Raw genomic sequence first — 25,671 nt, 5'->3', positions numbered from 1 at the left:
CGCTGGTGATTGGCGCGCTGGTGGGATTGGTCAATGGCGTGTTGATCGCCTGGTTCCGCGTTCCGGCGTTTGTTGCCACGCTCGGCACCATGTATGTGGCACGCGGTATTGCCCTGCTGATCACCAATGGTCTGACCTACAACAAACTCTCTGGAAGTGATGCGCTAGGCAACACCGGCTTTGACTGGCTCGGCTTCAATCGCATCTTCAATATCCCGGTCGGTGTGCTGGTGCTGGGTGTGGTAGCACTGGCCTGTGGTTTCCTGCTGAGTCGTTCGGCGTTTGGCCGCTGGCTCTATGCCTCGGGTGGTAACGAGCGCGCCGCCGATCTCTCCGGCGTACCGGTGAAACGTATCAAAATCAGCGTTTATGTGTTGTCGGGTATCTGTGCCGCGATGGCGGGGCTGGTGCTCTCTTCCCAGCTCACCTCCGCTGGCCCAACGGCAGGTACCACCTATGAACTGACCGCGATTGCTGCGGTGGTGATTGGCGGAGCGGCCCTCACCGGTGGTCGCGGTAATGTGCGCGGCACGCTGCTAGGTGCTTTTGTAATCGGTTTTCTCTCTGATGGCTTAGTGATTATCGGCGTTTCTGCCTACTGGCAGACGGTGTTCACTGGCGCCGTGATTGTGCTGGCGGTATTGCTCAACACCCTGCAATACGGCAAACGCAGTCGCTAACTCACGCGCGCTGTCTGGCAGCGCGCGGTTATCCGTAAAACCTGTACCCTAAATAATAACGGAGCTCCTATGTTCACAAAACGTCTGTTTATTGCTGCCGCAGCGATGGCGATCACCACCTTCGCTGCACCGACCTGGGCGGATAACGGGTTGATGACCATCATCGTCAACGATCCATCCAACCCTTACTGGCTGACAGAAGGTCAGGTCGCGCAAAAAGCCGCTGAAAAACTTGGCTACAGCGCAAAAGTCAGCGCGCACAAAGGTGATACCAACACCGAAAGCCAGCTGATTGATACGGCGATCACCAACAAATCCAAGGCGATTATTCTTGATCCGGCTAACGCCGATGGTTCTGTCGGTTCAGTGAAAAAAGCCATCGCGGCCAACATCCCGGTGTTTATCATTAACGCCGAGCTGAATCAGAGTGGATTGGCCAAAGCGCAGTTGGTTTCTAACAATGCGCAGGGCGCGGCGGTGGGCGCGATGGAGTGGGTGAAACAGGTAGGCGATACCGCCAACTATGTTGAATTAGTGGGCCCGCCATCCGATAACAACGCGGCAACGCGTGCCAATGGTTTTGATACCGTGTTGTCACAGTACCCGACGCTGAAGAAAGTGGGTCAGGAAGTCGCCAACTGGGACCGTACCCAGGGCTTCAACAAGATGCAGTCACTGCTGCAGGCTAATCCAAACATCAAAGGCGTGATCAGCGGCAACGATGAAATGGCGCTGGGGGCGATTGCCGCGTTGAAAGAAGCCGGTAAGCTTAACCAGATCAAAGTGGGTGGTTTTGATGGCTCGCCGGATGCCGTTGATGCCGTAAAAGCCGGTACGCTGGCGTATACCGTGATGCAGCCCGTGGCGCAGTTCGCGCAGAAAGCGGTAGAGCAGGCCGATAGTTTCCTGAAAACCGGCAAAACCGGCGCAGCATCGGAAAAACAGCTGTTTGACTGCATTTTGATCACCAAAGAGAACGCGGGCAATTTCGTATCACCGTTTGTATTGAAGCAGTAATGCATGACGTGCGGCTTTCGGGCCGCATACTGCTCAGCGGACGCACTCCGGTGCGTCGCTGTAACCCTTCTTGTGAGTCCAAACACCACACCATTTGCAAAAGGCGCGTTTCCGCGTTGTAATCACCTGGAACCCGCATTTCTGCATCACTTTCTGGACGAAATATGGCGCACAACCCGCAGGACTCTTCTCTCAACGTCTTCATGGCCGAACCCTTACCCAGCGACAGCCGTCAGGCGCGGCAGTTGGCGCGACGCCAGTTGATCGCGGAAGCCGTGATGGCAGAAGGCGCTATTCGCATTGAAGATATTACCGACCGTTTCGGCATCAGTCTGATGACCGCGCACCGTGATATTGATGAGATGGTCGAACGCGGATTGCTGCATAAATCGCGTGGGGTGGTCTCCGCCACGCCAACCAGCCTGGTCGAGTCCAGCGATATCTACCGCGCTACGCGTCAACTGGAAGAGAAGCAAGCCATCGCTGAGGTGGCGGCCGCTTACCTGGAGCCAGGACAGGCGATCTTCCTCGATGATTCCACCACGGTATTGCAGATGGCGCGCTTGTTACACGCGCGCGCCCCGTTAACGGTGATCACCAACTCACTGACGCTGATGAATGAGTTGCGCAACGGGCGCGATATCACGCTGATGGGATTAGGCGGTCAGTTTTATCACTGGTGCAATGCGTTTATGGGCCGCATGACGCGAGAAGAAATTGCCAGTCTGCGCGCCGATGTGTTCTTCGTCAGTATGTCAGCGATCATTGATGACACGGTGTTTCATCAGTCAGCGGAAACCGTCGAAACCAAACGAGCGATGTTTGATGCTGCACAGAAACGTATTTTGATGATGGATAACACCAAATTTGAACGCCGGGCGCTGCATCGTTTTGCCCATCTCAGCGAGTTCGATGTGGTGATTGTCAACCAGGGTACGCCGGTGCCCATACTGCGACGGATGCAGGATCTGGGTGTGAACGTCGTTGTTGCGCCGATGAAGATCCACATGACCACACGCGAAGAAGTCTGATAATCCCTGCGAATTTATTCCCTCAGATAACCTGAGGCACTCACTGTCGGCTGCGACAGTGGTGCATCGGCCTGTACAAATGCGTTTGACAATATAATCTACCTACTAGTAGATTGGTTGCTCTACCACCGTGAACGAAGACGGTGCAATTGATTGCCACGCGCTAATCATTCAGCTCGGGTAACTGCCTTGTCTTAATTTATGCCATGTTGAGCGAATCTATGAACAAGCCTTCTCTTACGACCGGCCAGACACTCACCCGTCTGGCCGCTATTGCAGTGGTACCATTGATCGTCATCGCGTTATTTCTCTGGGCTGGCGGCTGGTTAACACCGGATAAGTTGACCTCCGATAAGCTCATTACCGTGCTACAAAAATCAGGCGGGGAGCATCCCGGCTACCGACGCAATCATGCCAAAGGCGTCTGCATAAACGGCAGCTTTGCCGCTAACGGCAATGCCAGCGTGTTGTCGCGTGCCGGGCTGTTTGCACCGGGCGAAACCCCGGTGATCGGGCGCTTTGCTATTGCCGGTGGCAATCCGAACGCCCCGGATTATGCCGTGCCGGTGCGCAGCATGGCGTTAGCGTTTTATCAAAAAGATGGTCAGCAATGGCGCACCGGGATGAATGCCATGCCGATATTTCCGGTGAATAGCGTCGAAGGGTTTTACGACCTGCAAATCGCCACGCTGCCGGATGCCAAAACAGGCAAACCCGATCCCGCGAAAATTCAGGCCTTTGTAGAAAAGCATCCCGAAATCAAACCGTTCTTCGGCTGGGCGCAACGGTATGTGCCTTCCTCGAGTTGGGCTAGCGATCGCTACAACAGCCTTAATGCCTTCAACTTTGTTGATTCGGCCGGCAAGAGCCATGTGGTGCGCTGGAGTATGGTGCCGCACAGCGAGTATCAGCCAATCAATGCCGCCGATAAGAATGACAGCGACTTCCTGCAGAACGATCTGCAACAGCGTCTTGCGAAAGGGCCGCTGCAGTGGGATCTGATTATCACTGTCGCAGACGCGCAGGATAAAAGCAGCGATGCCTCAATTGCCTGGCCAGCGGACCGGCAGACCATCAATGCGGGAACCCTGACCATTAACCAAACCACGCCACAGCAGCAGGGCGCCTGTAACGACATCAATTACGATCCGCTGATTCTGCCCGAGGGCATCACCGCCTCGGATGATCCGATTCTCAATGCACGTTCATCGGCTTATGCCAAATCCTACAACGCCCGTACCCGTGAACAGGCAGGAGCACACTGATGAAACACACAGAGACTTTCCATCCGGCGTTGCGCGCGATTCACTGGCTGATGGCTGCCGCTATTATGACCATGCTGTTTATCGGCGTGGCCATGGTCGCCACCGTCTCGTCACTGCACAGCTTGCTCGTGGCGATCCATAAGCCGTTGGGCTTAATGATATTGCTGCTGGTGGTGGTGCGATTGTGGCTACGTTTTACCACCGCCAAACCGGCCTTGCCGGAGACGTTATCAAACGGGCAAAAAGCGCTGGCACACCTTTCGCATTGGGCGTTGTACGCAATGATGCTTGCGCAACCTCTTATCGGCTGGGCGATGCTGTCGGCGGCAGGCTAACCAATCAGTCTGGGAGGCAGTCTGGTGCTGCCCCCCATCACGCCAATCAGTAATGATCTGTATGCCTGGTTGCGTCCGCTGCATAGTTGGGTGGCCCTAGCCTTGTTCATCACAGTGATGCTGCATCTTGCCACCGCGTTGTTCCATGCGCTGATTCTACGTGATGGCGTATTCAGAAGTATGACCGGCCGCCGTAAGCGTTCTGAAGCGCCTTGACATCCCGGCTGCAGGTCAGTAGGTTCAGTGCCAATTTACTGATTTGCAGCCATTTCATCTTTGCTGCCGGAGCCCTGCATGACCGTCGAACGTTCGCCGAAAGCCACTGAAATCATTAACCACACCCGTGCGCTACTCACCTCCGGCGGATATAAAAGCTTTAGCTATGCCGATTTGGCAGAACGCGTGCAAATTCGTAAAGCCAGTATTCATCATCATTTTCCGGGCAAAGCCGATCTGGTGCTGGCGGTGGTCAATGATTATCGTCAGGAAGCGCGTGCCGGTATGGCCGCGACCAGTGAGCATTTCAGTGATGATCCGCTGGCTGAGCTGAACGGATATGTGAACTTCTGGGCAACCTGCATTAAGGAAAACAGCTCACCGTTCTGTATTTGCGTGATGCTGGCAGTGGAGCTGCCGACCTTACCGGAAGAGGTGGCGGCTCAAGTCACCGGACATTTCGCCGATCTGTCCGCGTGGCTGGCCGGTGTGTTGCAGAAGGGGGAAAAGCGCGGGGTGTTTATTCTGCGTGAAGGGGCGGAAATGGAGGCCAAATCGCTGATGGCGACGGTGCATGGTGCGATGATTGCCGCGCGCGCGTTTAATAACCCCGAACTGTTCTTACCCATGATTAAACCGGTGCTTAACAGTCTGGTTATTTCCGTTTAATGGCTTTGCGGCCATTTATCTTCGCGACTCTTTCATCAACAACAGAATCACTTTATCCACCAGATAAGGTGCCTGCTTATTTAATTCAGGATCGTTGCGTAATTGCGCAGCAATGTTCAACGCAAATTCGCGAACATTCTGTTTATCCGCTTGCGTTGATTCACAATCTGAAGGACGGCAGTCAGGATATTGGTTAGGAAAATGAATCACACTCACAATGCCCCCTGAAATCGTTGCTAAGGTCAGCCGAATAAATATTAATCTACTAGTTGGTAGGCTGGCAGTCAAGGGATGGATTTGCAGTAAAGCACAGCAGGTTTAAACCTCCGTGAGAGGCCGGGTAGGGGCGTTTCGCGCGCTTTCTCACCGCTTCGCCAGTACCGCCTGAAAATAGGAATTTTTACCTTTCGTCGTTTCACAAATCCTCTTAAATTAGCGCCGACGAGCAGTGCAAGTCGCCAACGATTTGGTGTCTTAACAACAATCAAATTAAAAACAATTGCATTCCATTTTTTAATGGTAATGAGGATTTCGATGCTTTTAAAACGCAGCTGCAGTATCGCCATTGTCGCTTTAGTCTGTTTATCAGTTACCGCTTGTGGCATGTCGCATCGTGGTCGTAATACGGCAATTGGTGCGGGTGTTGGTGCTGTGGGTGGCGCGGTATTAACCGGCGGCAGTACCTTTGGTACGCTGGGTGGTGCAGCCATCGGTGGCTTGATTGGTCATGAAGTGAGTCGTTGATTCATCCTGCTGATCTATTTCGTCGCGCACTCAATGCGCGACGAAATAATAACTTTTATACCTTCGTTTTATTCCCCGATTAGATTTTCTTTAACTGGCCAAATACCTGTTTGCCGTTATGGAAGGTTGCTATCACGGGTGCAACATGCGCCACCGCTTCAGCAGAACAACTCGCCGCCACTAACATCATCGTTGCGCTATCCTGCGCCTTCGGCCACTGTTGTTCACCCTGGCTATTCAGCGGCAGCACTTCATGGGTGGCGATACCCAATGCACGACTCAATGAGAACTCATCCGGGCCACGATACAACTGCGCATAAGGCAGCAGAATATGGCCCGCCGCATCCCAGGCGGGAAGGGTGCTGCTGAAACCTGCCGCGTGGATACCCGCGATAGTCGCGCCGTTCACTTCGATATCATACAAACCTGTGCGTGTCGCGGTGATCACGTCGTGGTGACGTACAAAGGCTTCTTCCAGCCGCACATTGCGTAATAGATAGTGACTAACGTCGATCTGCATCAGGTTTTCAGGGGGACAGGCAGTGGCCGCAGCGTTACGGCTACTTAATCCGGCACCGAGCAGCGTACCTGCCGCCGTGAGTTTGATGCCAGCGGAAAGAAAGTCTCGGCGGTTGCCGGAAGTCATGAGGCTCATCGATTATGTTTTCCTTGTAGGGGAGATTTACCCTAGAGGAGCGATAAGCGCTGTGCTGTGATTTTTTCCACTGATAACTATGGAGAAAAGTAATGACGCATCGGACAGCATCGCTATCCGATGTTCTGTAGAAGGGTTAATGATTTTGCGGTTTGGGCATCGGCGGTGTGCCATGAGTATGGAACGTCTCAATGGTTTTCAGGCCCCACGCCTGGCCTTTCTTGCGTTCGCTTTCCGTCCAGACCACCGTCTGCCAGTCTGGCGCGAGTATCAATCGGGCCCCGGAATTGGCCAGCTCGACGCGATTCCCCGCCGGTTCCCAGACATACAGGAAAAACGTGCCCTGGATGGCATGCTTGTGTGGGCCGGTTTCAATATGCACGCCATTTTCCAGGAAGATGTCGGCCGCGCGCAGTATGTCTTCTCGCGTATCGGTGGCGTAGGTCACATGGTGCAAACGTCCATTGCCGCCACCGTGCTCTTCAGTACAGGCCAAATCATAGGTTTTATTATTGACGGTGAACCAGCAGCCACCAATCCGCCCATTATCCAGCTGAATCATCTCTGTGACGCGGGAGCCTAAGCAGGTTTCCATAAAGCGCTTGAATTCACTGACATCTGCAGCCAACAGATTGAGGTGATCCAGACGACGCGGACAGGCGCCACGCGCATGGTAACGCTGAGACAGGTTTTTCAGCGACGGGCGTTGGTCATCGGGTGCCTGATAACGGACCGTGTCGTAATAGATCTCAAAAATGTGGCCAAAGGGATCGGTAAAGCGAAATGCCTGCCCGTGCCCCTGATCGTCGTTGACCCAACCAAGCACTTCATAGGGGCTGGCTTCAATCGCCGCAACACGCCGTTCCAGCGCAGCCTGTGAAGCGGCGCGATAGGCAATGTGCCCCACGCCGGTCGTATGATGACGCGTAAGCTTCAGGCTGTGAAACTCATAATCATCCCAGGCGCGCAGCCAGGCGTGATCGTTGTCCTGTGCGGTGACCGTCAAGCCATAGACATTGACAAAGAAGTTGAGGCTCTCTTCAAACTTGTCGGTGTAAAGCTCCACGTGAGCCAGATGCGCAATATCGAAGCAGGGTTCAGAAAGTTGAGATGTCATGATGCCATTCCTATTTATTGAGGGTTTGTGACAGCGCCGGAAGGTCATCCAGTGCTGCGCCCTTTATTTTCAGAGACAGAGAAACATTGCGATGAAGCACAATGCTGATCGCAGCCAGTAACGCGGGTAGCGCGAGAATAAAGAAAATCGCCGACTGCGCCGGGAACGCACCCATCAGCAAGCCGCCAATCGAAGAACTGAGAATCGCACCGGTACGGCCTATGCCGTGCATCCAGCTCACGCCGGTGGCGCGCATTTCGGTAGGGTAATAAGCAGGGGAATACACCTGTAGACCATTCTGTGCGCCATTAATACACATGCCGATAATGAAAATGAATACGCCCAGCGCCACCCCGGAAAACGCGAAGATGCCTTGTGCTAGCAAGCAGAGACAACCCAGCAGATAGACCACGCCAATCACTACTCTGGCGTTGCATTTATCCATCAATGCACCGACCAGAATACCGCCCAGCGGACCGCCAAGCTGGAATAACCCCGCCAGAATCGCCGCTTGTTCGAGGGAAATACCGCCCGAGCGCATAATGGTCGGCAGCCAGCCGTTAAGCAGATAAATCACGAACAGCCCCATGAAGTATGTCACCCACAAAATGATCGTGCCGCGAGCAAAACCGTGGTGGAAGAGCTGGGAGATGGTGCTGTTGCGATTGATCCGGGGAGAGTTGAGCACGAACGCCGTATCCTGCTGAAACTGGCCGCCCATGCGATTAAGCAGCGCAGCAATCTGCGCGCGAGGTGCCCGGCGCACCACCAAATTTAACGCAGATTCGGGCAGCAGATAACCTAATAAGGGCAACATAAGCAGCGGCAGTGCACCGCCGAAAATCAACACCGCATTCCAGTGATAGTGCGCCAGCAACGCGGCCGCGATAAAGCCCCCCAGACCGGAGCCGATATTAAAGCCGCTGAACATCAGGGTAATCATCACGCCCTTACGACGCTCAGGCATATATTCTGCCAGCAGCGTGACGCAGTTGGGCATGACCGCGCCCAGCCCGAGCCCGGCAATGAATCGCATCATCGCCATTTGCAGCGGCGTGGTGGCGAAAGCGCAAATCAGACTGAAAGCGGAGAACATCATAACCGCGAGCAGGATGATTTTTTTTCGGCCAAATCGATCGGATAAGGGACCCGCGATCAATGCGCCAATCGCCACGCCAAACATCGCCGCGCCAAGGATCGGCCCCATCGCGGCGCGAGAGATATGCCACTGCTCAATCAGCGCAGGCGCAATAAATCCCATCACGGCAGCATCGTAACCGTCGAACATAATGATGATCAGGCAGAGGAATAACACGCGCCACTGAAAGGCGGAAATGGGTCGCGAATCAATCCAGGCTTTGATGTCGACCAGCTTATTTGTATTCATACGTTCGCTCTCTCTTCGGGCACGCAAAGTCTATTGAATGACAAGTCATGATTAACTCTTCCAGCTCCACGGTAAGCACCGTGTGGCAGGCTGTCTGTCAAAAAAGGCTTTTAGCGGTATGAGTTACGTTTATATTGTGAGCGAGTTGTCATAATCCACGGTGTAAATGCGGGTTTGTGCTGCCTGATGGAAAAGCCTTAAGCGCAAACGGCGTACAATCTTTGTATGAATTTCGTTTAGGTCGCTGATGGATGAGCTTCGGCGCTGATGCACTCAATCAGCGCCAATGTAGCCGGGGAATGCAGCGCACCCGCGCGCAACGTGATGCCGATATCACGACGCGTATCGGGTAGGGTGAAGGACAGAGGTTGGAGCACACCTGACTTCAATTCGTACTCCAGCTGGTGCCATGACACCGCCGCCACCATATCTGAGTCCATTAATAAGCCGCGCACGATGGCGAGGTCACCGCTCTCAACCACCGGTTTGGGTACCGGAATATCCAGCGTCGCAAAGGCGTGCTCTAGCAGATGTCGGGCCGGACTGTTTTCTCGCGGAAAAATCCACTGTGTGTCGGCGAGATCGGCAGCGCTTAACGTTCGACCGGCTAACGGATGTTGTGGCCTGGCGAGCAGCACAAGTTCTTCGCTGAACAGCCGTCGATTATCGATATCAGTAACGTTGCTGTCATGACGCAAAGCCCCGACAATCAGATCAACGTCGCCGGCCCGGAGTTCGGTAATCAGCGTGCTAAAGGCACTTTCATTGGTCACGACTTTGATCGCCGGATGTGCCGTCACCAGACGGGCAATCGCGCGTGGCAATAACACACTACGACACAATGGCAGGGCACCAATATGAACGGTGCCCTGCAGAACACCTTGCTGGGCGGCAAGATCTTCCGGGATATGGCGAATTTCATTCAGGGCGCGGCTGATATGTGGCGCCATTTCACGCGCGGCGGCTGTCGGCTGCATGCCCCGCGGCGAGCGCTGGAACAGCACGATATTGGCCCCTTTCTCCAGCACCTTTAGCGCGGCACTGACGGCGGGCTGGCTGATGCTCAGCGAACTGGCCACGCTTTGCGTATGCTGCAAATGAAACAGCCTTAAAAATATCTGCAGGCGCCTGACGTTGAACAACCAAATCGGTTCGGCGTCATCCCGCATGGACTCGCGCAGTTTAAATCGAGCGAGAAGTGCAGGTATCTGTTTGAGTTCCTGGAGGGCACGCAGTGCGCGGGGCAGTACACATTTACCATTCTCGGTGAGCAGCATCCCGCTGGCATGACGTTCAAACAAAGGCGTGGCGAGAGTGTGTTCCAGATCACGTATCGATCGCGTCACCGCCGATTGCGTGCGAAATAAATCTTCCGCAGCCTCCGAGACGGTTCCACGTTCTGCAATCATACAAAGTGACCTTAGCTGCATGATTTTAATGTGATTAGTGTCTTCCTGTTGCTGCATGCCCTCTGCCCCTGAATCTCTGATAATGATCACAACATAAATAAAAATCATAGCTCGCACAATGAAAGGCATTATTCGGTCACGGTGGTGCGTGTCAGGATGAAAAAAACGCAATAGCAGGGGAACATAATGGAAAACGCAGTGAAAAAGAGTGCCTTGGTGGTCAGTGCCCATTCCGCTGACTTTGTCTGGCGCGCAGGCGGGGCCATCGCGTTGCACAGTGCGAGCGGCTATGACGTGCACGTCGTCTGCCTCTCTTACGGGGAGCGCGGTGAGTCGGCAAAACTGTGGCGCAAAGGCAATATGACCGAGCAGACCGTCAAGCAGCATCGTCAGGCCGAGGCCGAACGGGCCGCGGATGTGTTAGGTGCCAGCATTGAGTTCTTCGATCTCGGCGATTATCCCCTTCGCGCGGATAAGGAAACGCTGTTTCGCCTCGCCGATGTGTTTCGCCGCGTGCAGCCTCACTTTGTGCTGACGCATTCGATTGCCGATCCTTATAACTACGATCATCCGCTGGCGGCCAATCTCACCCAGGAAGCACGCATCATTGCGCAGGCAGAGGGGTATCGTCCGGGAGAACCGATTATCGGTGCACCGCCGGTTTACTGTTTTGAACCGCATCAGCCTGAACAATGCCTGTGGAAACCGGATGTGCTGCTGGATATCACCTCGGTTTGGGACAAGAAATATCAGGCGATTCAGTGCATGGCCGGGCAGGAACACCTGTGGGAATACTACACGCGCGTGGCGCTACAGCGCGGTGTGCAGGCCAAACGCAACACAGGGATTGCATCCACGCGCGTCATCACCCACGGCGAAGGCTATCAGAGTCTGTTCCCACGGGTGACGGAGGATCTCTCATGATTGCGGTCAATCAGAAAGGCATCGTTGTTAAGCAGATTGAGCGGGCCGATTCTGCACTGATTGCACAATTTGCCCGTGCCGGTGTCGCGACCGTCCACGAAGCGCAACAGCGGCAAGGTCTACTCAATGTGCGGATACGACCAATCCAGCAGGGTGTCGCGATAGCCGGCAGTGCAGTCACGGTGCTGGTTTCTCCCGGTGATAACTGGATGTTTCATGTGGCCGTGGAACAGTGCCAGCCGGGCGATGTGCTGTTGGTGTCGCCGACCTCGGATTGCCATGACGGCTTCTTCGGTGATCTGCTGGCCACTTCATTAAAGGCGCGTGGCGTAGTGGCGCTGGTGGGCGATATCGGTATCCGTGACAGCCAAACCCTGCGTGAGATGGGTTTCCCGGTCTGGTCACGTGCGGTATTCGCGCAGGGAACGGTAAAAGCTACGCTGGGATCGGTGAACGTGCCGATTATCTGTGCAGGCCAGCTGATCTATCCCGGCGATATAGTGGTTGCCGATGACGACGGCGTGGTGATTGTGCCGCGAGCGGATGCGAAAACTGTTGCCGAGACCACCCAACAGCGGGTCACCAATGAGGAGAGTAAACGAGTAAGACTGGCTGCCGGGGAACTCGGGCTGGATATTTATCAGATGCGTGGCGCGTTAGCGGAAAAGGGATTGCGCTACGTGGATTCTCTGGATGCCCTGCAAAAGAGTTCGCTATGAAACAGACGCTGATACCCTGTGTCTTAATGCGAGGCGGCACCTCCAAAGCCGCCTGTTTCCTGGCCAGCGATCTGCCAGAAGCGGGACCGCAACGAGATCGCGTGTTGCTGGCCGTCATGGGTTCACCCGATCCCCGTCAAATTGATGGCATCGGTGGGGCTGATCCGCTGACCAGTAAAGTGGCGATAATTTCTCCCTCCACGCGGCCTGATGCGGATATCGATTACCTGTTTGCACAGGTTAACGTGGATCAAGCAGTAGTCGATTATGGACAGAACTGCGGCAATATCCTCGCCGCCGTGGCGCCTTTTGCCATTGAGAAGGGCCTGATAAGGGCACAGGGCGACATCACGCGCGTGCGCATCTTTATGGTCAACACCGGGCAAATCGCGGTGGCGCAACTTGCCACGCCCGATGGCGCGGTGGAATATCAGGGCGAGACCCAGATAGACGGCGTGCCCGGTTTTGGCGCAGAGCAAATTTTGCAATTCGAGGATATTGCAGGCTCCAGCTGCGGATCGCTGTTACCAACCGGAGAGGCGCGTAATCGGTTTGACGGGATTGAGGTGACCTGCATTGATAACGGTATGCCTGTGGTGATCCTGCGTGCTGAGGATGTGGGATGCACTGGACAGGAGACTCGCGAACAGCTGGAGAGTAACGCTGAGTTAAAAGCGCGTCTGGAGTCCATCCGCTTACAAGCAGGTCCGCTGATGAACCTTGGAGATGTGACGAAACGAACCGTGCCGAAAATGACCCTGATTGCGCCGCCCGCTAATGGCGGTGCGCTATCCACGCGGACATTTATTCCCCATCGCTGTCACGCCTCTATAGGCGTACTGGGCGCGGTGAGTGTGGCTACAGCCTGCCTGATCCCCGGTTCCGTGACGCAGGGTATCGCGCAGATTACCGATACCAGGCAGCAGCGTCTGGCGGTAGAGCATCCCAGCGGCGAGTTTAGCGTGATGCTGACCCGTGATGAGGCAGGGAAGGTGACGCAAAGCGGCCTGATACGCACGGCACGCTTGTTATTCGACGGGCGGGTCGCCATTCCAGGCTCACTCTAAAACACGAATTACCCTGCACGCTGACGTTCTCCGTTGCTGACAACCTTATGGGTTGTCGGCATTCTTCATTCGATTGCCAAAATCTTCGTTTCCACGCGTGACTGCGTGCTCCCACTCACACTGCCTGACCAGACTCCTCATTTGCCTTAAATAAATGCCGCCAGATTCATTATTAATGTGACAAGTGTGCGCACGGTGTGTCTTTAATGTTACGAGTCGGTATATTTAATACAAAAATTTTTAAAGATTTAATGGCGCAGAAATTAAGTGTTCTGAAAGTGATAATTGTATTTGGTTTGTTAAATTAAATCATTCCGGCTGTTATTAAAATACAATAACTCAATGCTTGTTAAAATTACGTATTATTGATGTTGAGCTTATGTCTACGGTAATTGTAACCCTGCTAAATAATAAGATAATCGCATCATTACGGGCTGCGCACCGATTCTTTCACTCTTCAGTGCATCATAATTAACGCTCAAAACCACGCTAAAACCTTGAATTAAGTTGATTAAAATCAAAGATTCCTCGTTAATTAACCATCGAGTTACATTTAATTCACATGAAAATCATTCATTTATACAGCGATTTTTTTCTTTTTGTTACAAGTTACCCCTTTAATTAGGATGCCTTTGTGTAAACGAAAATATAGAATAATTTACAGAAAAATTCTTATTACGAGCCGTGTCGATACCTACGCCTGCAAGTGTTATCGACAGACATTTCGTTAACAATCATGATTTATTTTCCCGTTCTTTCTCCGGAACGAACGCCGAAGTGAATATCCTATTTCCCAGACGTCACCTGTCTGGAAATTAAACTGTGGTTGTTGCTCGTAGTTAAGAGAAAGACGACAGTGCGGCACCGATTTCAACTTGTTATGCAAGAGCTTGCTTCATCTCACTTCATAACATGTGAAACGGCGCTGGATTGCCGTTAACTAATTCGGTCACTCAAAAAAAGAAGATAGTCATGCTAAGTAACGATCTTACATCGCTGATCACGCGTATTGACTTCGCGCTAATTTCATCCATTCACATCATTTTTCCCCCGCTAACCATTGGACTGGCTGCACTGTTGTTCATCTCTGAACTGATGTGGGTCAGGAAGCAAGATGAGCAGTGGTATCGCCTGTGTCGCTTCTTTGAAAAGCTGTTTATCGTTAACTTCGGTGCTGGCGTGGCAACCGGTGTCACCATGGAAATGGCCTTTGGTATTCTTTATGGTCGCTTCTCGCAGGCTGCCGGGCCGTTCTTTGGTCAGGTGCTCGGCTATGAGACCATCACCGCCTTTATGTACGAAGCCGGCTTTATCGGACTGATGATTTTTGGCTGGGGCAAGATCAGCAAAGGGATGCACCTGTTTGCGACCTTTAACGTGGCGCTCTCTTCTACACTTTCTGCGATGTGGATCCTGGTGGCTAACTCCTGGATGCAAACGCCAACCGGTGTTGAACTGCATAACGGTATTTTCATCGTAACTGACTGGCTGGCCGCGCTGTTTAACCCGAATGCGCGCAGTGCTTTCCCGCACATGCTGCTGGCAAGCTTCGAGCTCTCGCTCTGCTTCGTGGTGGCGACCTGCGCCTGGTATGTTCTCAAGCAACGTCATGTTGATCTGTTCCTGAAACCCCTGAAGTATTCACTGATGGCGCTGGCCGTGGTCGCCGCCGTTCAGATCTATATGGGTGATGTGCTGGGTGAAGCCACGCTGGAACATAAACCGGCGGCGCTGGCAGCGATGGAAGGGCATTACGATACTTATGATTCTGCGGGTAACGTCAACAGTGCCTGGCACATCCTGGGTTGGCCAAACAAAGAAGGCACGGGCCTCGCATGGTCTATCGATATCCCGCACGGTTTAAGCCTGATTGAAACCAAAACCTGGAACGGTACGGTAACGGGCCTGAACAGCTTCCCGAAAGATCAGCAACCGCCTGTAGTATTGCCATTCTACGCCTTCCGCGCCATGTCAGGTGCTGCGGGTGCCATGTTGCTGGTGAGCCTCTGGGGCGTCTGGCTGATTGCACGTCGTCGCATGACCGCTGAGCTGGCTCCGCGTAATAAGCTGTTCCTGGCGCTGGCCGTTATCATGGTAATCCTGCCTTATATCGCAGTGATTGCGGGCTGGTGGACGCGCGAAATTGGCCGTCAGCCGTGGATCGTTTATGGCCTGATGCGCACCGAAGACGGTATGAGTCCAATGACCCTGGGTCTGGCAATCTTCTGGCTGGTGGGCTTTGCCATCTTTGAAACGGCTGTGGTCGCGGGCACCATCTGGTTCCTGGCGAAAGTGGTGCGTATTGGTCCTGATTTGACCAGCAAAATACCGGGCGAGGGGCATGAGCATTTGGGTCACCTTGAAATGCCTGCCAGTGGTCATGCTGACCATCCTGAATATATCCGTCCGGTTTGATGGGAGAATAAATCCATGGACATGCTTAATTCGACTCAGCACTTCCTGATCATCGCCTGGTGGTTAGCGTTTGGTATCAGCGTTCTTTTATATATCGCACTGGATGGTGCCGACCTGGGGGCGGGGATCTTCTCGCTCTTCGTCCGCGACCATGATGAACGTGGTGCCATTATGTCGGCGATGGCCGGCACCTGGGATGCCAACGAAACCTGGCTGATCGTCGCCGGTGGTATTATGTTCGGCACCTTCCCGTTTGTGTACGGTTCGGCATTTAGCTACCTGATGGTGCCAATGGCGCTGGTGTTGTGGGGCATTATGTCCCGCGCGGTGGCACTGGAGTTTCGTCACCTGGCTTCGCCATTCTGGCAGAAGTTTTCTGACGGCATCTTCGGTGTCGCCAGCCTCGCGGTGACTTTCTTTGGTGGGATGAGCGTTGGCGCGTTGCTGCAAGGTTTCCAGATGGATTCGCCAGCTCAAGGGGTTCCAACCTATGTGGGCGGCGCATTTAGCTTCATCTCTGCTTTCTCCATTTGGACCGGTGTAGCTTCTTGTGTCGCCATGACGCTGGCTGGCGTGCTGTTCGTACGTGCTCGCTTCGAGAAAAATGAACCGATTCGTCAGGATGCAGCACGTTGGACCGCCGTGATTTTCTGGTTGGCCATCGCTGCCGTGGTGATTACCTGGGTGTGGAGTGCGGTGATCTTCGACTGGGCACGTGCGAAATGGTTTGGTCCGCATTTCTGGATCTGGGGCCTGTTTGGCTTAATCGCTCTGGTCTGTATTGATCAGGTGCGTCGTGACACCCTGAAGGACAAAGATTTTGCAGCGGTGATGTGGTTCAATGGCGCGGCATTTATTCTGGGCTTCGGTATGTTACTGACCATGTTCCCGTGGATCGTGCCAGGCACCTGGACCATCTGGGCGGGCGCAAGCCCTCAGGTTTCGCTGATTACCTTCACCATGACCATGGGCGGTTTTGTTCCGGTAATGCTGATGTACAACTGGTATCAGATCTGGGTATTCCGCGGCCGTATCTCCAAGCTGGTTGGTCACGGGGGACACTAAGACATCATGTCTGCTAGTTCCCCTCCAAGTGGAATGGCAGCCCGCCTGGCGGAACGTTGGCTTTCGAGCCTGCGCCGCCAGGCGGGCGGTTTATTTTCACTGTCGATCAGTATGGCGGCGCTCAATGCCATACTGATGATTGCACAGTGTTGGCTGTTAGCCTGGCTAATCAGCAACGCCGTCCTCGGTGGTAAAACCTTCACCGCGCTATTGCCTTATCTCTTATTGCTGCCGGTTGTGATGTTGCTGCGCGCGGGTATCGATATCCTGCGCCAGGGTTTTGCGTTTGAAGCCTCCGCACGTATCCGTCAGGGATTGCGCGGGATGTTGTTAGACCGCATCGCCACACTGGGTCCCGCCTGGAGCCAGCATCAACGTACGGGCAGTATCGCCAGCTCCCTTGGCGAAGGCGTCGAAGCTATCGAAGCTTATTTTTCCGGTTTTCTTCCGCAAAAAATCATCATCGGCATTGTGCCGCTTGCCATTCTGGTGGCGCTTTTTCCTTTTGACTGGGTTTCTGGCTTGATCATGTTGATCACCGCGCCACTGGTGCCGTTGTTCATGATCGTGGTAGGAAAGGGCGCGGAGAAAATGAGCCTGAAGCAGTGGCACAAACTCAGCCTGATGAGTGCGCACTTCTTTGATGTGATTGCTGGCCTGACAACGTTACGCCAGACCCATGCTGCACGCCGACAAGCGAACATCATCGCAGCGATCTCGGACAGCTATCGTCAGACCACCATGAAGGTGTTGCGACTGGCATTCCTTTCATCATTGGTGCTGGAATTTTTTGCCACCATCAGCACCGCGATGGTAGCGGTGTATGTTGGATTCCGTCTGTTCTATGGCGAAATGGGCTTCCTGCCGGGGCTGTTTGCCTTGTTGCTGGCACCGGAATTTTTCCGTCCGCTGCGTGATTTGGGCACGCACTATCATGCCCGAATGGATGCAATTGGCGCGACGGAAGGTCTACTGGCGATCCTGAATGCTGAAGCGCCGGAATCGTCACAGGGTAATGACGCGCTCCCGGTGAAACCGCGTGAAATCAGTCTTGAAGGGGTGAGCTATCAGTATGCGGAGGGCGGCGGCGTTACCGATGTTTCCCTGACCCTACGTAGCGGGGAAACACTGGCGATCGTCGGCACCAGCGGTGCCGGTAAAACCACCTTATCGCGAATGCTACTGGGCTTTATCGCGCCCAACTCAGGACGCATCGTCATTGATGGCAAGGATCTTTCTTCATTAGATCTTCCTGCATGGCAGCAACAGATTGGTTGGCTCCCGCAGCGACCCACTCTGTTTGCCGGTTCGATTGCGGAAAATATTCTGTTGTCGCGTTCGGGTATCAGCCAGGCAGAGGTTGAAGCAGCGGCACAGCTGGCTCAGGCTGACACTTTTATCCATTCGTTGCCGGCGCAATATGATTACCGCCTGGGTGATGGTGGAAAAGGGCTGTCCGGTGGGCAGATTCAGCGTATTGCAATGGCCCGCGCCGTATTGATTTCGCCACCGGTGGTGATACTTGATGAACCTACGGTCGCGCTGGATCGCCAGACGGCACAGAATATGATTGCCGCCTTGAGTGACACATTACCGAACAGTGCACGCTTGATCATCACCCACGATACGGAGATTGCCGCCACGGCCGACCGCGTTATCGTGCTGGAGAAAGGGCGTGTGGTTGAAGCAGGGACGCCGCAAGCATTGCGCGATCAGGCTGGCGTCTTCGCTGAACTCGAGCGTCTGCAAACAGGAGACCTCGCATGAAGGATCTTTGCCATCTCTTGCGCCTGGCGCGTCCATGGCGTTTCCGCATGGCGGTGGGAATATTGCTCTCTGTGATTGTGATTCTCTCCAACGTGGCACTGCTTGCCTTGTCAGGCTGGTTTATTACGTCCATGGCGCTGGCGGGCGTGGGCTCATTGGCACTGGAGTTTTTCACTCCGGCTGCGGCGATTCGTGGCCTCGCGGTATTGCGTACCTTCGCGCGTTATCTGGAAAGATTAGTGACGCACGATGCAACCTTGCGCTTGTTGTCGGTTTTACGTGTCTGGTTCTATCAGCAGTTAGCCCATCTTGCGCCTGCGCGACTGCAGGATTTTCGCGATGGGGATGTGCTGGCGCGTTTTCGCGCTGATATTGATAGCCTCGACAATTTCTATCTGCGCATTCTGACGCCGGCCATCGCAGGGCTGATCTCGTCGCTCATCATTTTGGCAGGAATTTGCTGGTTCTCACCTTCAGTGGCCTTGATTGATGCGGTGGTGCTGATACTTGCGGGCGTGGTCGTGCCGTGGATTGTGGCCTCACTGACGCAAGCCTGTGGCAACCAGATCGCTACCGTGCGCTCATCCGTTCAGGCCGCATCCACCGATTTGGTGCGTGGATTAGCAGAGTTACAGATGGTCGGAGCCGTTAGTCATCAAACCGATCATCTGCGCCAGCTTTCTCAGCAACTGATCAGCGCACAGCGTCGGCAAGCCTGGATCAGCGCCAGCGGCGGGGCGATCTGTGCCTTAATGGGACAGCTCGGGTTATTTTTCGCCTTTATCCTGTTATTTAACACTGACCATGCAACCGGCATTTCTGCCAGTGAAATCGTGATGTTGCTGTTCACCGTACTGGCGAGTACTGAAGCGGTGGCCGGGCTGCCCGCTGCCTTTGCTGCCCTTGGCACTACGCGCGCAGCGGCACGCCGTCTGTTCTCCATGACGGAGCTGACACCGGCGATTGTCCTGCCTGAAACCAGCCCGATACCGGAAAGCAGCGAGTTGTCATTTTCGGCCGTGACAATGCGTTACACGCCTGATGCGCCTAAGGTACTGGATAAGCTGAGCTTTACCGTGCCGGCTGGCCATTGTCTGGCGATTTTAGGTCCCAGCGGAGCAGGAAAAACCACCGTACTGAATCTGATGCAAGGATTCTGGGAAACGACAGCAGGGGATGTGTCTATCGGCGGTCGTCCGGTCAGGGCGCTTTCTGAAGATACACTGCGTCAGATGATCTCGGTGGTTGGCCAGAAAACCTATCTCTTCAACGCATCGATTCGAGACAACCTGCGCCTGGTTGCACCGGATGCGGATGACGAGGCTTTATGGGATGCACTGGCGCGCGCCGCTTTAGACGACGAAGTCCGCGCATTTCCTCTGGGACTCGACACCCTGGTGGGAGAGTTAGGAGGGCGTCTGTCTGGTGGTCAGGCCCGCAGGATTGGGATTGCTCGCGCGTTTCTTTCCCATGCGCCGATCGTGTTGCTGGACGAGCCCACTGAAGGGCTAGACGCAGTAAATACCGAATTAGTACTTAACTGCTTGAAAGAACTCATTAAGGGTAAAACCACGCTGCTGGTGACCCATCAGATCCAGCCACTTTCCCTCGCGGACAGTCGGTTACTGCTCGATAAACAATAACAAGAGCAGGGATCTGTTTTTTGGTTTATTTACATCTGCTTAGGGGCAATCTGAGCAGATGCTTAATCAATACAAAAATAAACTTGTGAGACAACTGACCAGGGATCACCATGGATAAAATGACAAACTCCAAAACCCGACGAAAGCATATTCGTTTTCCACATCTGCTGATTGATCAAATTGAAGAGAGTATGAAGAGCGAAAACATTCAAAACTTCTCGGCGTGGGTTGTCGAAGCCTGCCGTCTGAAAGCGCGGGACGCCGGCAACGGAAAGAAGTAATTCATCATTTCCCGTCGGTGGCAGGTCATCATCGCTGACGTGTCGCGGACGGGAAACTTCATCTGATTTGACGCTTCAAATTTTCATTTCAGGCATGTGTCCGATGCCAGAAACCGTCGCATTAGTGGAACGCTATAGAGCACATCCAGCTCAACAAAACGCACGTATTTCCCGGGAGGTCACCATAATTTAGCCAGATAATAAAAGTACGGATAATGTATATTATGTTAAATAAAGTATCGGATTGCGCACTCCAGACTCCGCTGGGCTATCTCCTACTGATATTTGATTGCGTTGCTGTGAATTGCCAGCGCCCCATGCTGACGTAAACGACTTCCGTTCCTGACTTGTCATCGAACCCTCCACTCTGCTCAGCCGTTCATATCGTAAATGGCTCAACATGGGCCATGCCGCTTAACTCATGAAAACTGCTCGCTCGTATGAGACTAGTACACATGAAGGCACCCTGTATGTGATCTTCAATGTAGAGTTATCTTCACTCTCATCCTGATAAGCATAGCTAAGTTATCAATACACCCTTCATTAATCGTTTAAAATGCCGCCAAATTAAGGCGTCGCTACGCCAATCTTTGGCAATAATCCCTCACACAAAATCTCAGAATTCACGTAGCGACGTCAGAGAATGCAGCGTTCAGCCAGTGTCCTAAGCCGACAATCATTCAAATCCCGATATGATTCTTAACAGCTATCTCAGGCGTTTTTCCTGCCATCAACTACAGTTAACTGATTCAAACCCCAGCAAAAAAAACATCATGCCCTTTTCGCTCACCACACATCTGTTCGCGCGGCTACGTCTGTTGATATCGATTGTTGCCGGGGTCGTCTGCTATTTCTTACTGCCTGCAAAACTGGGAGAACTGCAACGCGTGCTGATTGGCTGGAATGTGCTGGCGTGGCTTTATCTGTGGTTTATCTGGTTTCGCATGCTGCGTACCGATGCTGGCGAGATCAAACGTATCGCTCAGATGCAAGATCAGAGCGCTGCGTTAGTTTTGGGTATGGTCATTGTGGCCTGCATGATCAGCATCGTAGCAATCATGAGCGAACTGCCGGCGCTCAAACATCTCACCGGCACACCACGCGTGTTACATCTGCTGCTGACGGCCATGACATTGATTGTCTCATGGGCATTACTGCCAAGTTCGTTTGCCATGCATTATGCGCATCAACACTATTTGCATCGCAGTCAAAATGCCACGCCCCTGATATTCCCGGAAAAACCGGACGAACCGGCATACTGGGATTTTCTCTATTTCTCATTCACCATCGCGGTTGCATCACAGACCGCTGATGTGGCAACGGGCACCACCGAAATGCGCAAGCTGGCGCTGCTGCAATCGGTGATCTCGTTTATTTTCAATCTGGCCATTCTGGGATTGTCGGTGAATGTGGGCGCCGGATTGCTGAGTTAACGCTTAACGACGCCCTTTATTAATTGAGGCAGACCAGTTGAAGTCACTGACTTCGCTGGCAGATTGCGCTTCAGGTTTCTTGCGGCGCGCAGGTGTTTTCTTTGCTTTGTCCACTTTGGCTTTTTCTTTGGCTAGCTTGCTGGTCATGACTTGCTGACGCGCATCTGCGGTATATTCTTTCTCTTTTTTCGCATCAGGCTCTTTACCACTGCGCTGGCGATGTTTTTCCATTAACCCTTTGAAGATTTCATCCACTTCACTTCGCTCAGCTTCATTGAACTGGTCGATTGAAATCATTTTCTTATCGCTCATCGCGTTATTTCCTCAGTAAATGGCTAAGCTCAAGTCTACACCATTGCTGCTGGCACGGCTTTCTTGTAATCTTGCCCGCCAATCATCCGCCTGCAAATTAGGACGTAATATGACCCCTCACTCTTCTAAAGATCCCCTGCACGGCGTGACGCTGGAAATGATTGTTAATGCGTTAGTGGTGCGTTATGGCTGGGTTGAACTCAGTAAACTCATCAATATTAACTGCTTTAAAAACGACCCCAGCGTAAAATCCAGCCTCAAATTCCTGCGTCGCACTCCATGGGCGCGTGCTGAAGTGGAAGCGCTGTACCTGGATTCTCTGGATGAACCCGACACACAAAATTCAGCTGACAGCGATTTTAATCCCTGGACCCAGGGCCACTAATAATCACAGCGGCTTACCCTCTCTTCACCCTTTCCTTTTGATGACAACCTTGCCAGCGTCATCACATTTTCCAATGACAGGCTGCCTTGTAACTTCTTTTCTCGCGTGACAATATCGATACATGTATATACATGTATCGCCTATTGCAAACACAACTGATAAACAAAAATAACATAACGCACTGCGTTCATTGTTTCAGCGAGGAAACTATGTCAGCCGAATCACCTGCAGCCGATTATTCAGGCAGAGAAAACCAGCGCCTGTCTGAAACCCGCTCCATCGATTACATTCCGCTCCGCGAACGCCATGGCCACCCTTTTAGCCAGTTCACACTCTGGTTCGGCGGTAATCTGCAAATCACCGCCATTGTCACCGGTGCGCTCGCCGTGGTGCTGGGCGGCGATGTGGTGTGGTCGCTTGTGGGCCTGTTAGTGGGCCAGATTATTGGTGCCGCCATCATGTCGTTGCATGCCATTCAGGGCCCACGTCTTGGCTTACCGCAGATGATCACCAGTCGCATGCAGTTTGGCGTGTTTGGTGCGGTGATCCCGCTGCTGCTGGTATGCATTATGTATGTTGGATTTTCGGCAAGTGGCACCGTGCTGGCCGGTCAGGCACTGGCAAAGCTGATTAATGTGAGCAACGCGACGGGTATGATCCTGTTTAGCGCCATCATTGTGGTGATTGCGGTGCTCGGATACCGGGTAATTCACAAGCTGGGAAAAGTGGCGAGTGTGATCGGTGTGCTGGCCTTCGCTTATCTGTTCATCACCCTGCTTTCCACGCATGATTTGTCCGCCGTATGGCAAAATCAGCACTTCACCATTGCCAATTTTCTTCTGGCCGTTTCGCTCTCTTCCTCCTGGCAGATAGCATTTTGCCCGTATGTCTCTGATTACTCACGCTACCTGCCGGCCAACGTATCGGCGAAGAAGCTGTTCAGCTCGGTGTTTTTCGGCACCGTTTTAGGCACCCAAGCCTCAATGACGTTGGGCGTGATTGTGGCGGCGATTGCCGGAAAAGCGTTTTCCGGTAATGAAGTGGGATATATCGTGGGTCTGGGCAGTAGCGCGACCATGGCAATAGTGATCTACTTTGCTATCTGTTTTGGCAAGATTACCTTCACTACCCTGAATGCTTACGGCAGCTTTATGTCACTCACCACCATCGTGTCAGGCTTCCGGCAGCAAACGTCCCTCAGCCGTGGTGGTCGGGTTCTGTTTGTGGTGCTGATGGTCACGATTGCCTGCATCATCGCCCTGATCAGTGAACCGGCCTTCCTCAAGTCGTTTACCCATTTCCTGTTGTTCCTGCTGGCCTTCTTTGTTCCGTGGAGCGCAATCAGCCTTACCGATTTTTATCTCATCACCAAAGGGCGCGTGGATATTCCGGCACTCTCACAGCCTGATGGTCGTTATGGACGCTGGAACTGGGCAGGAATTGTGGTCTATTTCCTGGGTGTGATGGTGCAACTGCCGTTTATTGATAATCCGCTGCACCATGGCTCATTAACCTGGATATTTGCAGGCAATGATGTGTCGTGGATTATTGGCTGGTTTGTCACCGCCTTGCTGTGGTTAGCCGCACGCCGACTGGATCGTCGGGGCACGTTGGCGGAGTCGATCTACCCTGCAGAGTGACGTTGTCACGGCCGCCTGTTCAGGCGGCCGTATGACTTACTTATCGTTGGTAAATCGTCCAACAATGGTGGCAGCCCCCAAGGTATGGCCTTTCAATTTGGCGATCAACTCATCATGTGTTAGTCCGCCAGGCAATTGATTTACCGGCAAATCTGTTGCCACCATCACGAAGTTATAATGATGTATGCCACTTCCCACTGGTGGGCATGGACCGTAATAACTTGTGGTGCCCGGCGAATTCTTACCTCCAGTGTATCCTTCGCCTTTACTTAATTCGCCCTGCGCAAACTGCGTGCGATCCGCCGCGATGTTATAGGCCACCATATGTGTCACGCCTAAGCCTTTTCCTCCTACGGGATCGGTCAGCATCAGCGCAAAGCTACGGGTGCCGGCCGGTGCATTTGACCAGCTTAGAGCGGGAGATACATTGTCGCCGGTGCATGACGGGTTACTTTTGTTGTTGCCTGCAAAGGTTTTATTCAGCATGGCACTGTCGTTAAAATCCGATGATTGCAGCGTAAAGACCGGGGCAGCCAGCACGCTTCCCGGAAGCAACGCCAATAATAGTGCGCGTTTGAACATCATCATTTCTCACTCCTGTTGATGAAAAAATCAGCCAAAACATCAAGTATATAACCTGATCACATTCATGCCGCAGGCTACACTGCTGAATGTCCTCTTTGAAACGCAGGAGCATCGGATGCCAGCCTCTTCACTCGCGTTGTTTACCGCCGCCACGCAGAAATGGTTTCGCGACACCTTTAAAGCGGCGACGCCCGCACAACATGAAGCCTGGCAGGCCATTTCGAGCGGTAAGAACTGTTTGGTGATTGCGCCCACCGGTTCTGGTAAAACGCTGGCGGCATTTCTCTATGCGATTGATGCCCTGTTTCGTGAACGCAGCGCCGAAGATCTCCCCGAACGAAGTCACAGAACACGCATTCTTTACCTCTCTCCGGTGAAAGCGCTGGCGGCGGATGTTCAGCGCAATCTGCAACGGCCTTTAGCGGGGGTGGCTGAAGAGCGGCGCAAACGCGGTGAAGCCGAGATCACCCTGGAGGTGGGCATGCGATCGGGCGATACGCTCAGCAGCGAGCGGGCAAAATTACAGCGTCGCCCACCGGATATTTTGATCACCACGCCCGAATCTTTATTTCTGATGCTGACATCAAAAGCCCGCGACACGCTGCGTGGCATCTCTACGGTGATTGTTGATGAAGTACATGCCATCGCGGGCAGCAAACGCGGCGCGCATCTGGCGCTCAGCCTTGAACGGCTGGATACGCTGCTAACGCACCCTGCGCAGCGTATCGGCCTCTCCGCCACGGTAAAACCGCCGGAGGCCGTCGCACAGTTTCTAGGTGGGGGGCGCGAAACGCTGATCGTGAATCCGGCCGCACAGCGTCCATTGCAGCTCACCATCCGCGTGCCTGTTGAAGATATGACGGATATTCAGCAGCACCCCGATAGCCGTTCAGTGCAGGATGCCACACTG

The 25,671-nt window shown here is 53.4% G+C and carries 24 protein-coding genes and 2 pseudogenes; 19 read left to right on the top strand and 7 right to left on the bottom strand.

The annotated features are described in order from the left end of the window. The 6 genes and pseudogenes from H7A81_RS14170 to H7A81_RS14145 form a co-directional block, all read left to right on the top strand. A partial coding sequence (locus tag H7A81_RS14170; RefSeq protein ID WP_182057826.1) for an ABC transporter permease occupies positions 1-680 on the top strand: 680 nt, incomplete at its 5' end. A gap of 69 nt (positions 681-749) precedes the next feature. Next, positions 750-1,697: a D-ribose ABC transporter substrate-binding protein gene (locus tag H7A81_RS14165; protein ID WP_034823484.1), complete on the top strand. Its 948-nt coding sequence runs from the start codon at positions 750-752 to the stop codon at positions 1,695-1,697. A gap of 164 nt (positions 1,698-1,861) precedes the next feature. Continuing rightward, positions 1,862-2,728, top strand: a complete 867-nt coding sequence (locus H7A81_RS14160) for a DeoR/GlpR family DNA-binding transcription regulator (RefSeq protein ID WP_182057825.1) — start codon at positions 1,862-1,864, stop codon at positions 2,726-2,728. A 221-nt stretch (positions 2,729-2,949) separates the two neighbouring features. After that, entirely contained in the window at positions 2,950-3,993 is a 1,044-nt protein-coding gene (locus tag H7A81_RS14155) for a catalase family peroxidase (protein ID WP_182057824.1), read from the top strand. Beyond that, positions 3,993-4,544, top strand: a pseudogene (locus tag H7A81_RS14150) (cytochrome b). Before H7A81_RS14155 ends, H7A81_RS14150 begins: the two are co-directional and overlap by 1 nt. 78 nt (positions 4,545-4,622) lie before the next feature. Continuing rightward, positions 4,623-5,213: a TetR/AcrR family transcriptional regulator gene (locus H7A81_RS14145; protein WP_182057823.1), complete on the top strand. Its 591-nt coding sequence runs from the start codon at positions 4,623-4,625 to the stop codon at positions 5,211-5,213. 15 nt (positions 5,214-5,228) lie between these two features. Here H7A81_RS14145 and H7A81_RS14140 read toward each other — a convergent pair whose 3' ends face one another. Further along, positions 5,229-5,429, bottom strand: coding sequence for a hypothetical protein (locus H7A81_RS14140; RefSeq protein ID WP_097117132.1), 201 nt, complete (start codon positions 5,427-5,429; stop codon positions 5,229-5,231). A 318-nt stretch (positions 5,430-5,747) separates the two neighbouring features. Between H7A81_RS14140 and H7A81_RS14135 the strand changes: the two genes are divergently transcribed. Beyond that, positions 5,748-5,957, top strand: a complete 210-nt coding sequence (locus H7A81_RS14135) for a glycine zipper 2TM domain-containing protein (protein ID WP_034823502.1) — start codon at positions 5,748-5,750, stop codon at positions 5,955-5,957. Positions 5,958-6,036: 79 nt separating this feature from the next. Here the strand turns inward: H7A81_RS14135 and H7A81_RS27680 are convergent. The 4 genes and pseudogenes from H7A81_RS27680 to H7A81_RS14115 form a co-directional block, all read right to left on the bottom strand. Continuing rightward, a pseudogene (locus H7A81_RS27680) lies at positions 6,037-6,276 on the bottom strand (deaminase); the annotation flags it as partial. 472 nt (positions 6,277-6,748) lie between these two features. After that, complete coding sequence (locus H7A81_RS14125; RefSeq protein ID WP_182057821.1) at positions 6,749-7,729, bottom strand: VOC family protein; 981 nt, start codon at positions 7,727-7,729, stop codon at positions 6,749-6,751. Positions 7,730-7,739: 10 nt separating this feature from the next. Then, positions 7,740-9,116 carry an aromatic acid/H+ symport family MFS transporter gene (locus H7A81_RS14120; RefSeq protein ID WP_182057820.1) on the bottom strand — a complete coding sequence of 459 codons (1,377 nt, stop codon included), beginning with the start codon at positions 9,114-9,116 and terminating at the stop codon, positions 7,740-7,742. A 236-nt stretch (positions 9,117-9,352) separates the two neighbouring features. After that, positions 9,353-10,582: a LysR family transcriptional regulator gene (locus H7A81_RS14115; protein ID WP_182057819.1), complete on the bottom strand. Its 1,230-nt coding sequence runs from the start codon at positions 10,580-10,582 to the stop codon at positions 9,353-9,355. Positions 10,583-10,711: 129 nt separating this feature from the next. Here H7A81_RS14115 and H7A81_RS14110 point away from each other — a divergent pair, with 129 nt between their 5' ends. The 9 genes from H7A81_RS14110 (at position 10,712) to H7A81_RS14070 (ending at position 21,839) form a co-directional block, all read left to right on the top strand. After that, the gene (locus H7A81_RS14110; protein ID WP_182057818.1) at positions 10,712-11,449 is read left to right on the top strand and encodes a PIG-L deacetylase family protein; all 738 of its coding nucleotides are present in this window, start codon (positions 10,712-10,714) and stop codon (positions 11,447-11,449) included. Next, positions 11,446-12,168: a 4-carboxy-4-hydroxy-2-oxoadipate aldolase/oxaloacetate decarboxylase gene (locus H7A81_RS14105; RefSeq protein WP_182057817.1), complete on the top strand. Its 723-nt coding sequence runs from the start codon at positions 11,446-11,448 to the stop codon at positions 12,166-12,168. Before H7A81_RS14110 ends, H7A81_RS14105 begins: the two co-directional genes overlap by 4 nt. Beyond that, on the top strand, positions 12,165-13,235 hold the full coding sequence (locus H7A81_RS14100) for a 4-oxalomesaconate tautomerase (RefSeq protein ID WP_182057816.1): 1,071 nt from the start codon (positions 12,165-12,167) through the stop codon (positions 13,233-13,235). Before H7A81_RS14105 ends, H7A81_RS14100 begins: the two co-directional genes overlap by 4 nt. A 972-nt stretch (positions 13,236-14,207) precedes the next feature. Next, positions 14,208-15,650, top strand: a complete 1,443-nt coding sequence (locus tag H7A81_RS14095) for a cytochrome ubiquinol oxidase subunit I (protein ID WP_160832922.1) — start codon at positions 14,208-14,210, stop codon at positions 15,648-15,650. 15 nt (positions 15,651-15,665) lie between these two features. Further along, entirely contained in the window at positions 15,666-16,715 is a 1,050-nt protein-coding gene (locus H7A81_RS14090; protein WP_166931061.1) for a cytochrome d ubiquinol oxidase subunit II, read from the top strand. A 6-nt stretch (positions 16,716-16,721) separates the two neighbouring features. Continuing rightward, the gene (gene cydD / locus H7A81_RS14085) at positions 16,722-18,482 is read left to right on the top strand and encodes a thiol reductant ABC exporter subunit CydD (RefSeq protein ID WP_255478973.1); all 1,761 of its coding nucleotides are present in this window, start codon (positions 16,722-16,724) and stop codon (positions 18,480-18,482) included. Further along, positions 18,479-20,125, top strand: a complete 1,647-nt coding sequence (cydC, locus tag H7A81_RS14080) for a thiol reductant ABC exporter subunit CydC (protein ID WP_182057815.1) — start codon at positions 18,479-18,481, stop codon at positions 20,123-20,125. The genes cydD and cydC overlap by 4 nt, the downstream gene beginning before the upstream one ends. 110 nt (positions 20,126-20,235) lie before the next feature. After that, positions 20,236-20,406, top strand: coding sequence for a YlcI/YnfO family protein (locus tag H7A81_RS14075; protein ID WP_072016996.1), 171 nt, complete (start codon positions 20,236-20,238; stop codon positions 20,404-20,406). Positions 20,407-21,179: 773 nt separating this feature from the next. Then, on the top strand, positions 21,180-21,839 hold the full coding sequence (locus tag H7A81_RS14070; protein ID WP_166931067.1) for a DUF1345 domain-containing protein: 660 nt from the start codon (positions 21,180-21,182) through the stop codon (positions 21,837-21,839). A 3-nt stretch (positions 21,840-21,842) separates the two neighbouring features. On the opposite strand, the gene H7A81_RS14065 is transcribed toward H7A81_RS14070, so the two are convergent. Next, positions 21,843-22,151, bottom strand: coding sequence for a hypothetical protein (locus H7A81_RS14065; protein ID WP_182057814.1), 309 nt, complete (start codon positions 22,149-22,151; stop codon positions 21,843-21,845). Positions 22,152-22,260: 109 nt separating this feature from the next. On the opposite strand from H7A81_RS14065, the gene H7A81_RS14060 reads away from it, so the two are divergent. Continuing rightward, complete coding sequence (locus H7A81_RS14060) at positions 22,261-22,536, top strand: VF530 family DNA-binding protein (protein WP_182057813.1); 276 nt, start codon at positions 22,261-22,263, stop codon at positions 22,534-22,536. 209 nt (positions 22,537-22,745) lie between these two features. Beyond that, on the top strand, positions 22,746-24,176 hold the full coding sequence (locus H7A81_RS14055) for a cytosine permease (RefSeq protein ID WP_182057812.1): 1,431 nt from the start codon (positions 22,746-22,748) through the stop codon (positions 24,174-24,176). A 36-nt stretch (positions 24,177-24,212) separates the two neighbouring features. Here the strand turns inward: H7A81_RS14055 and H7A81_RS14050 are convergent, their stop codons facing one another. Beyond that, on the bottom strand, positions 24,213-24,764 hold the full coding sequence (locus H7A81_RS14050; protein WP_182057811.1) for a YbhB/YbcL family Raf kinase inhibitor-like protein: 552 nt from the start codon (positions 24,762-24,764) through the stop codon (positions 24,213-24,215). A 112-nt stretch (positions 24,765-24,876) separates the two neighbouring features. Between H7A81_RS14050 and H7A81_RS14045 the strand changes: the two genes are divergently transcribed. Next, the coding region (locus tag H7A81_RS14045) for a DEAD/DEAH box helicase (protein WP_182057810.1) at positions 24,877-25,671 on the top strand (795 nt) is incomplete at its 3' end.

This window comes from Pantoea sp. ME81 (assembly GCF_903970985.1).
Taxonomy (GTDB): Bacteria; Pseudomonadota; Gammaproteobacteria; order Enterobacterales; family Enterobacteriaceae; genus Pantoea; species Pantoea communis.
This window is presented reverse-complemented; position numbering and strand designations above follow the sequence as displayed.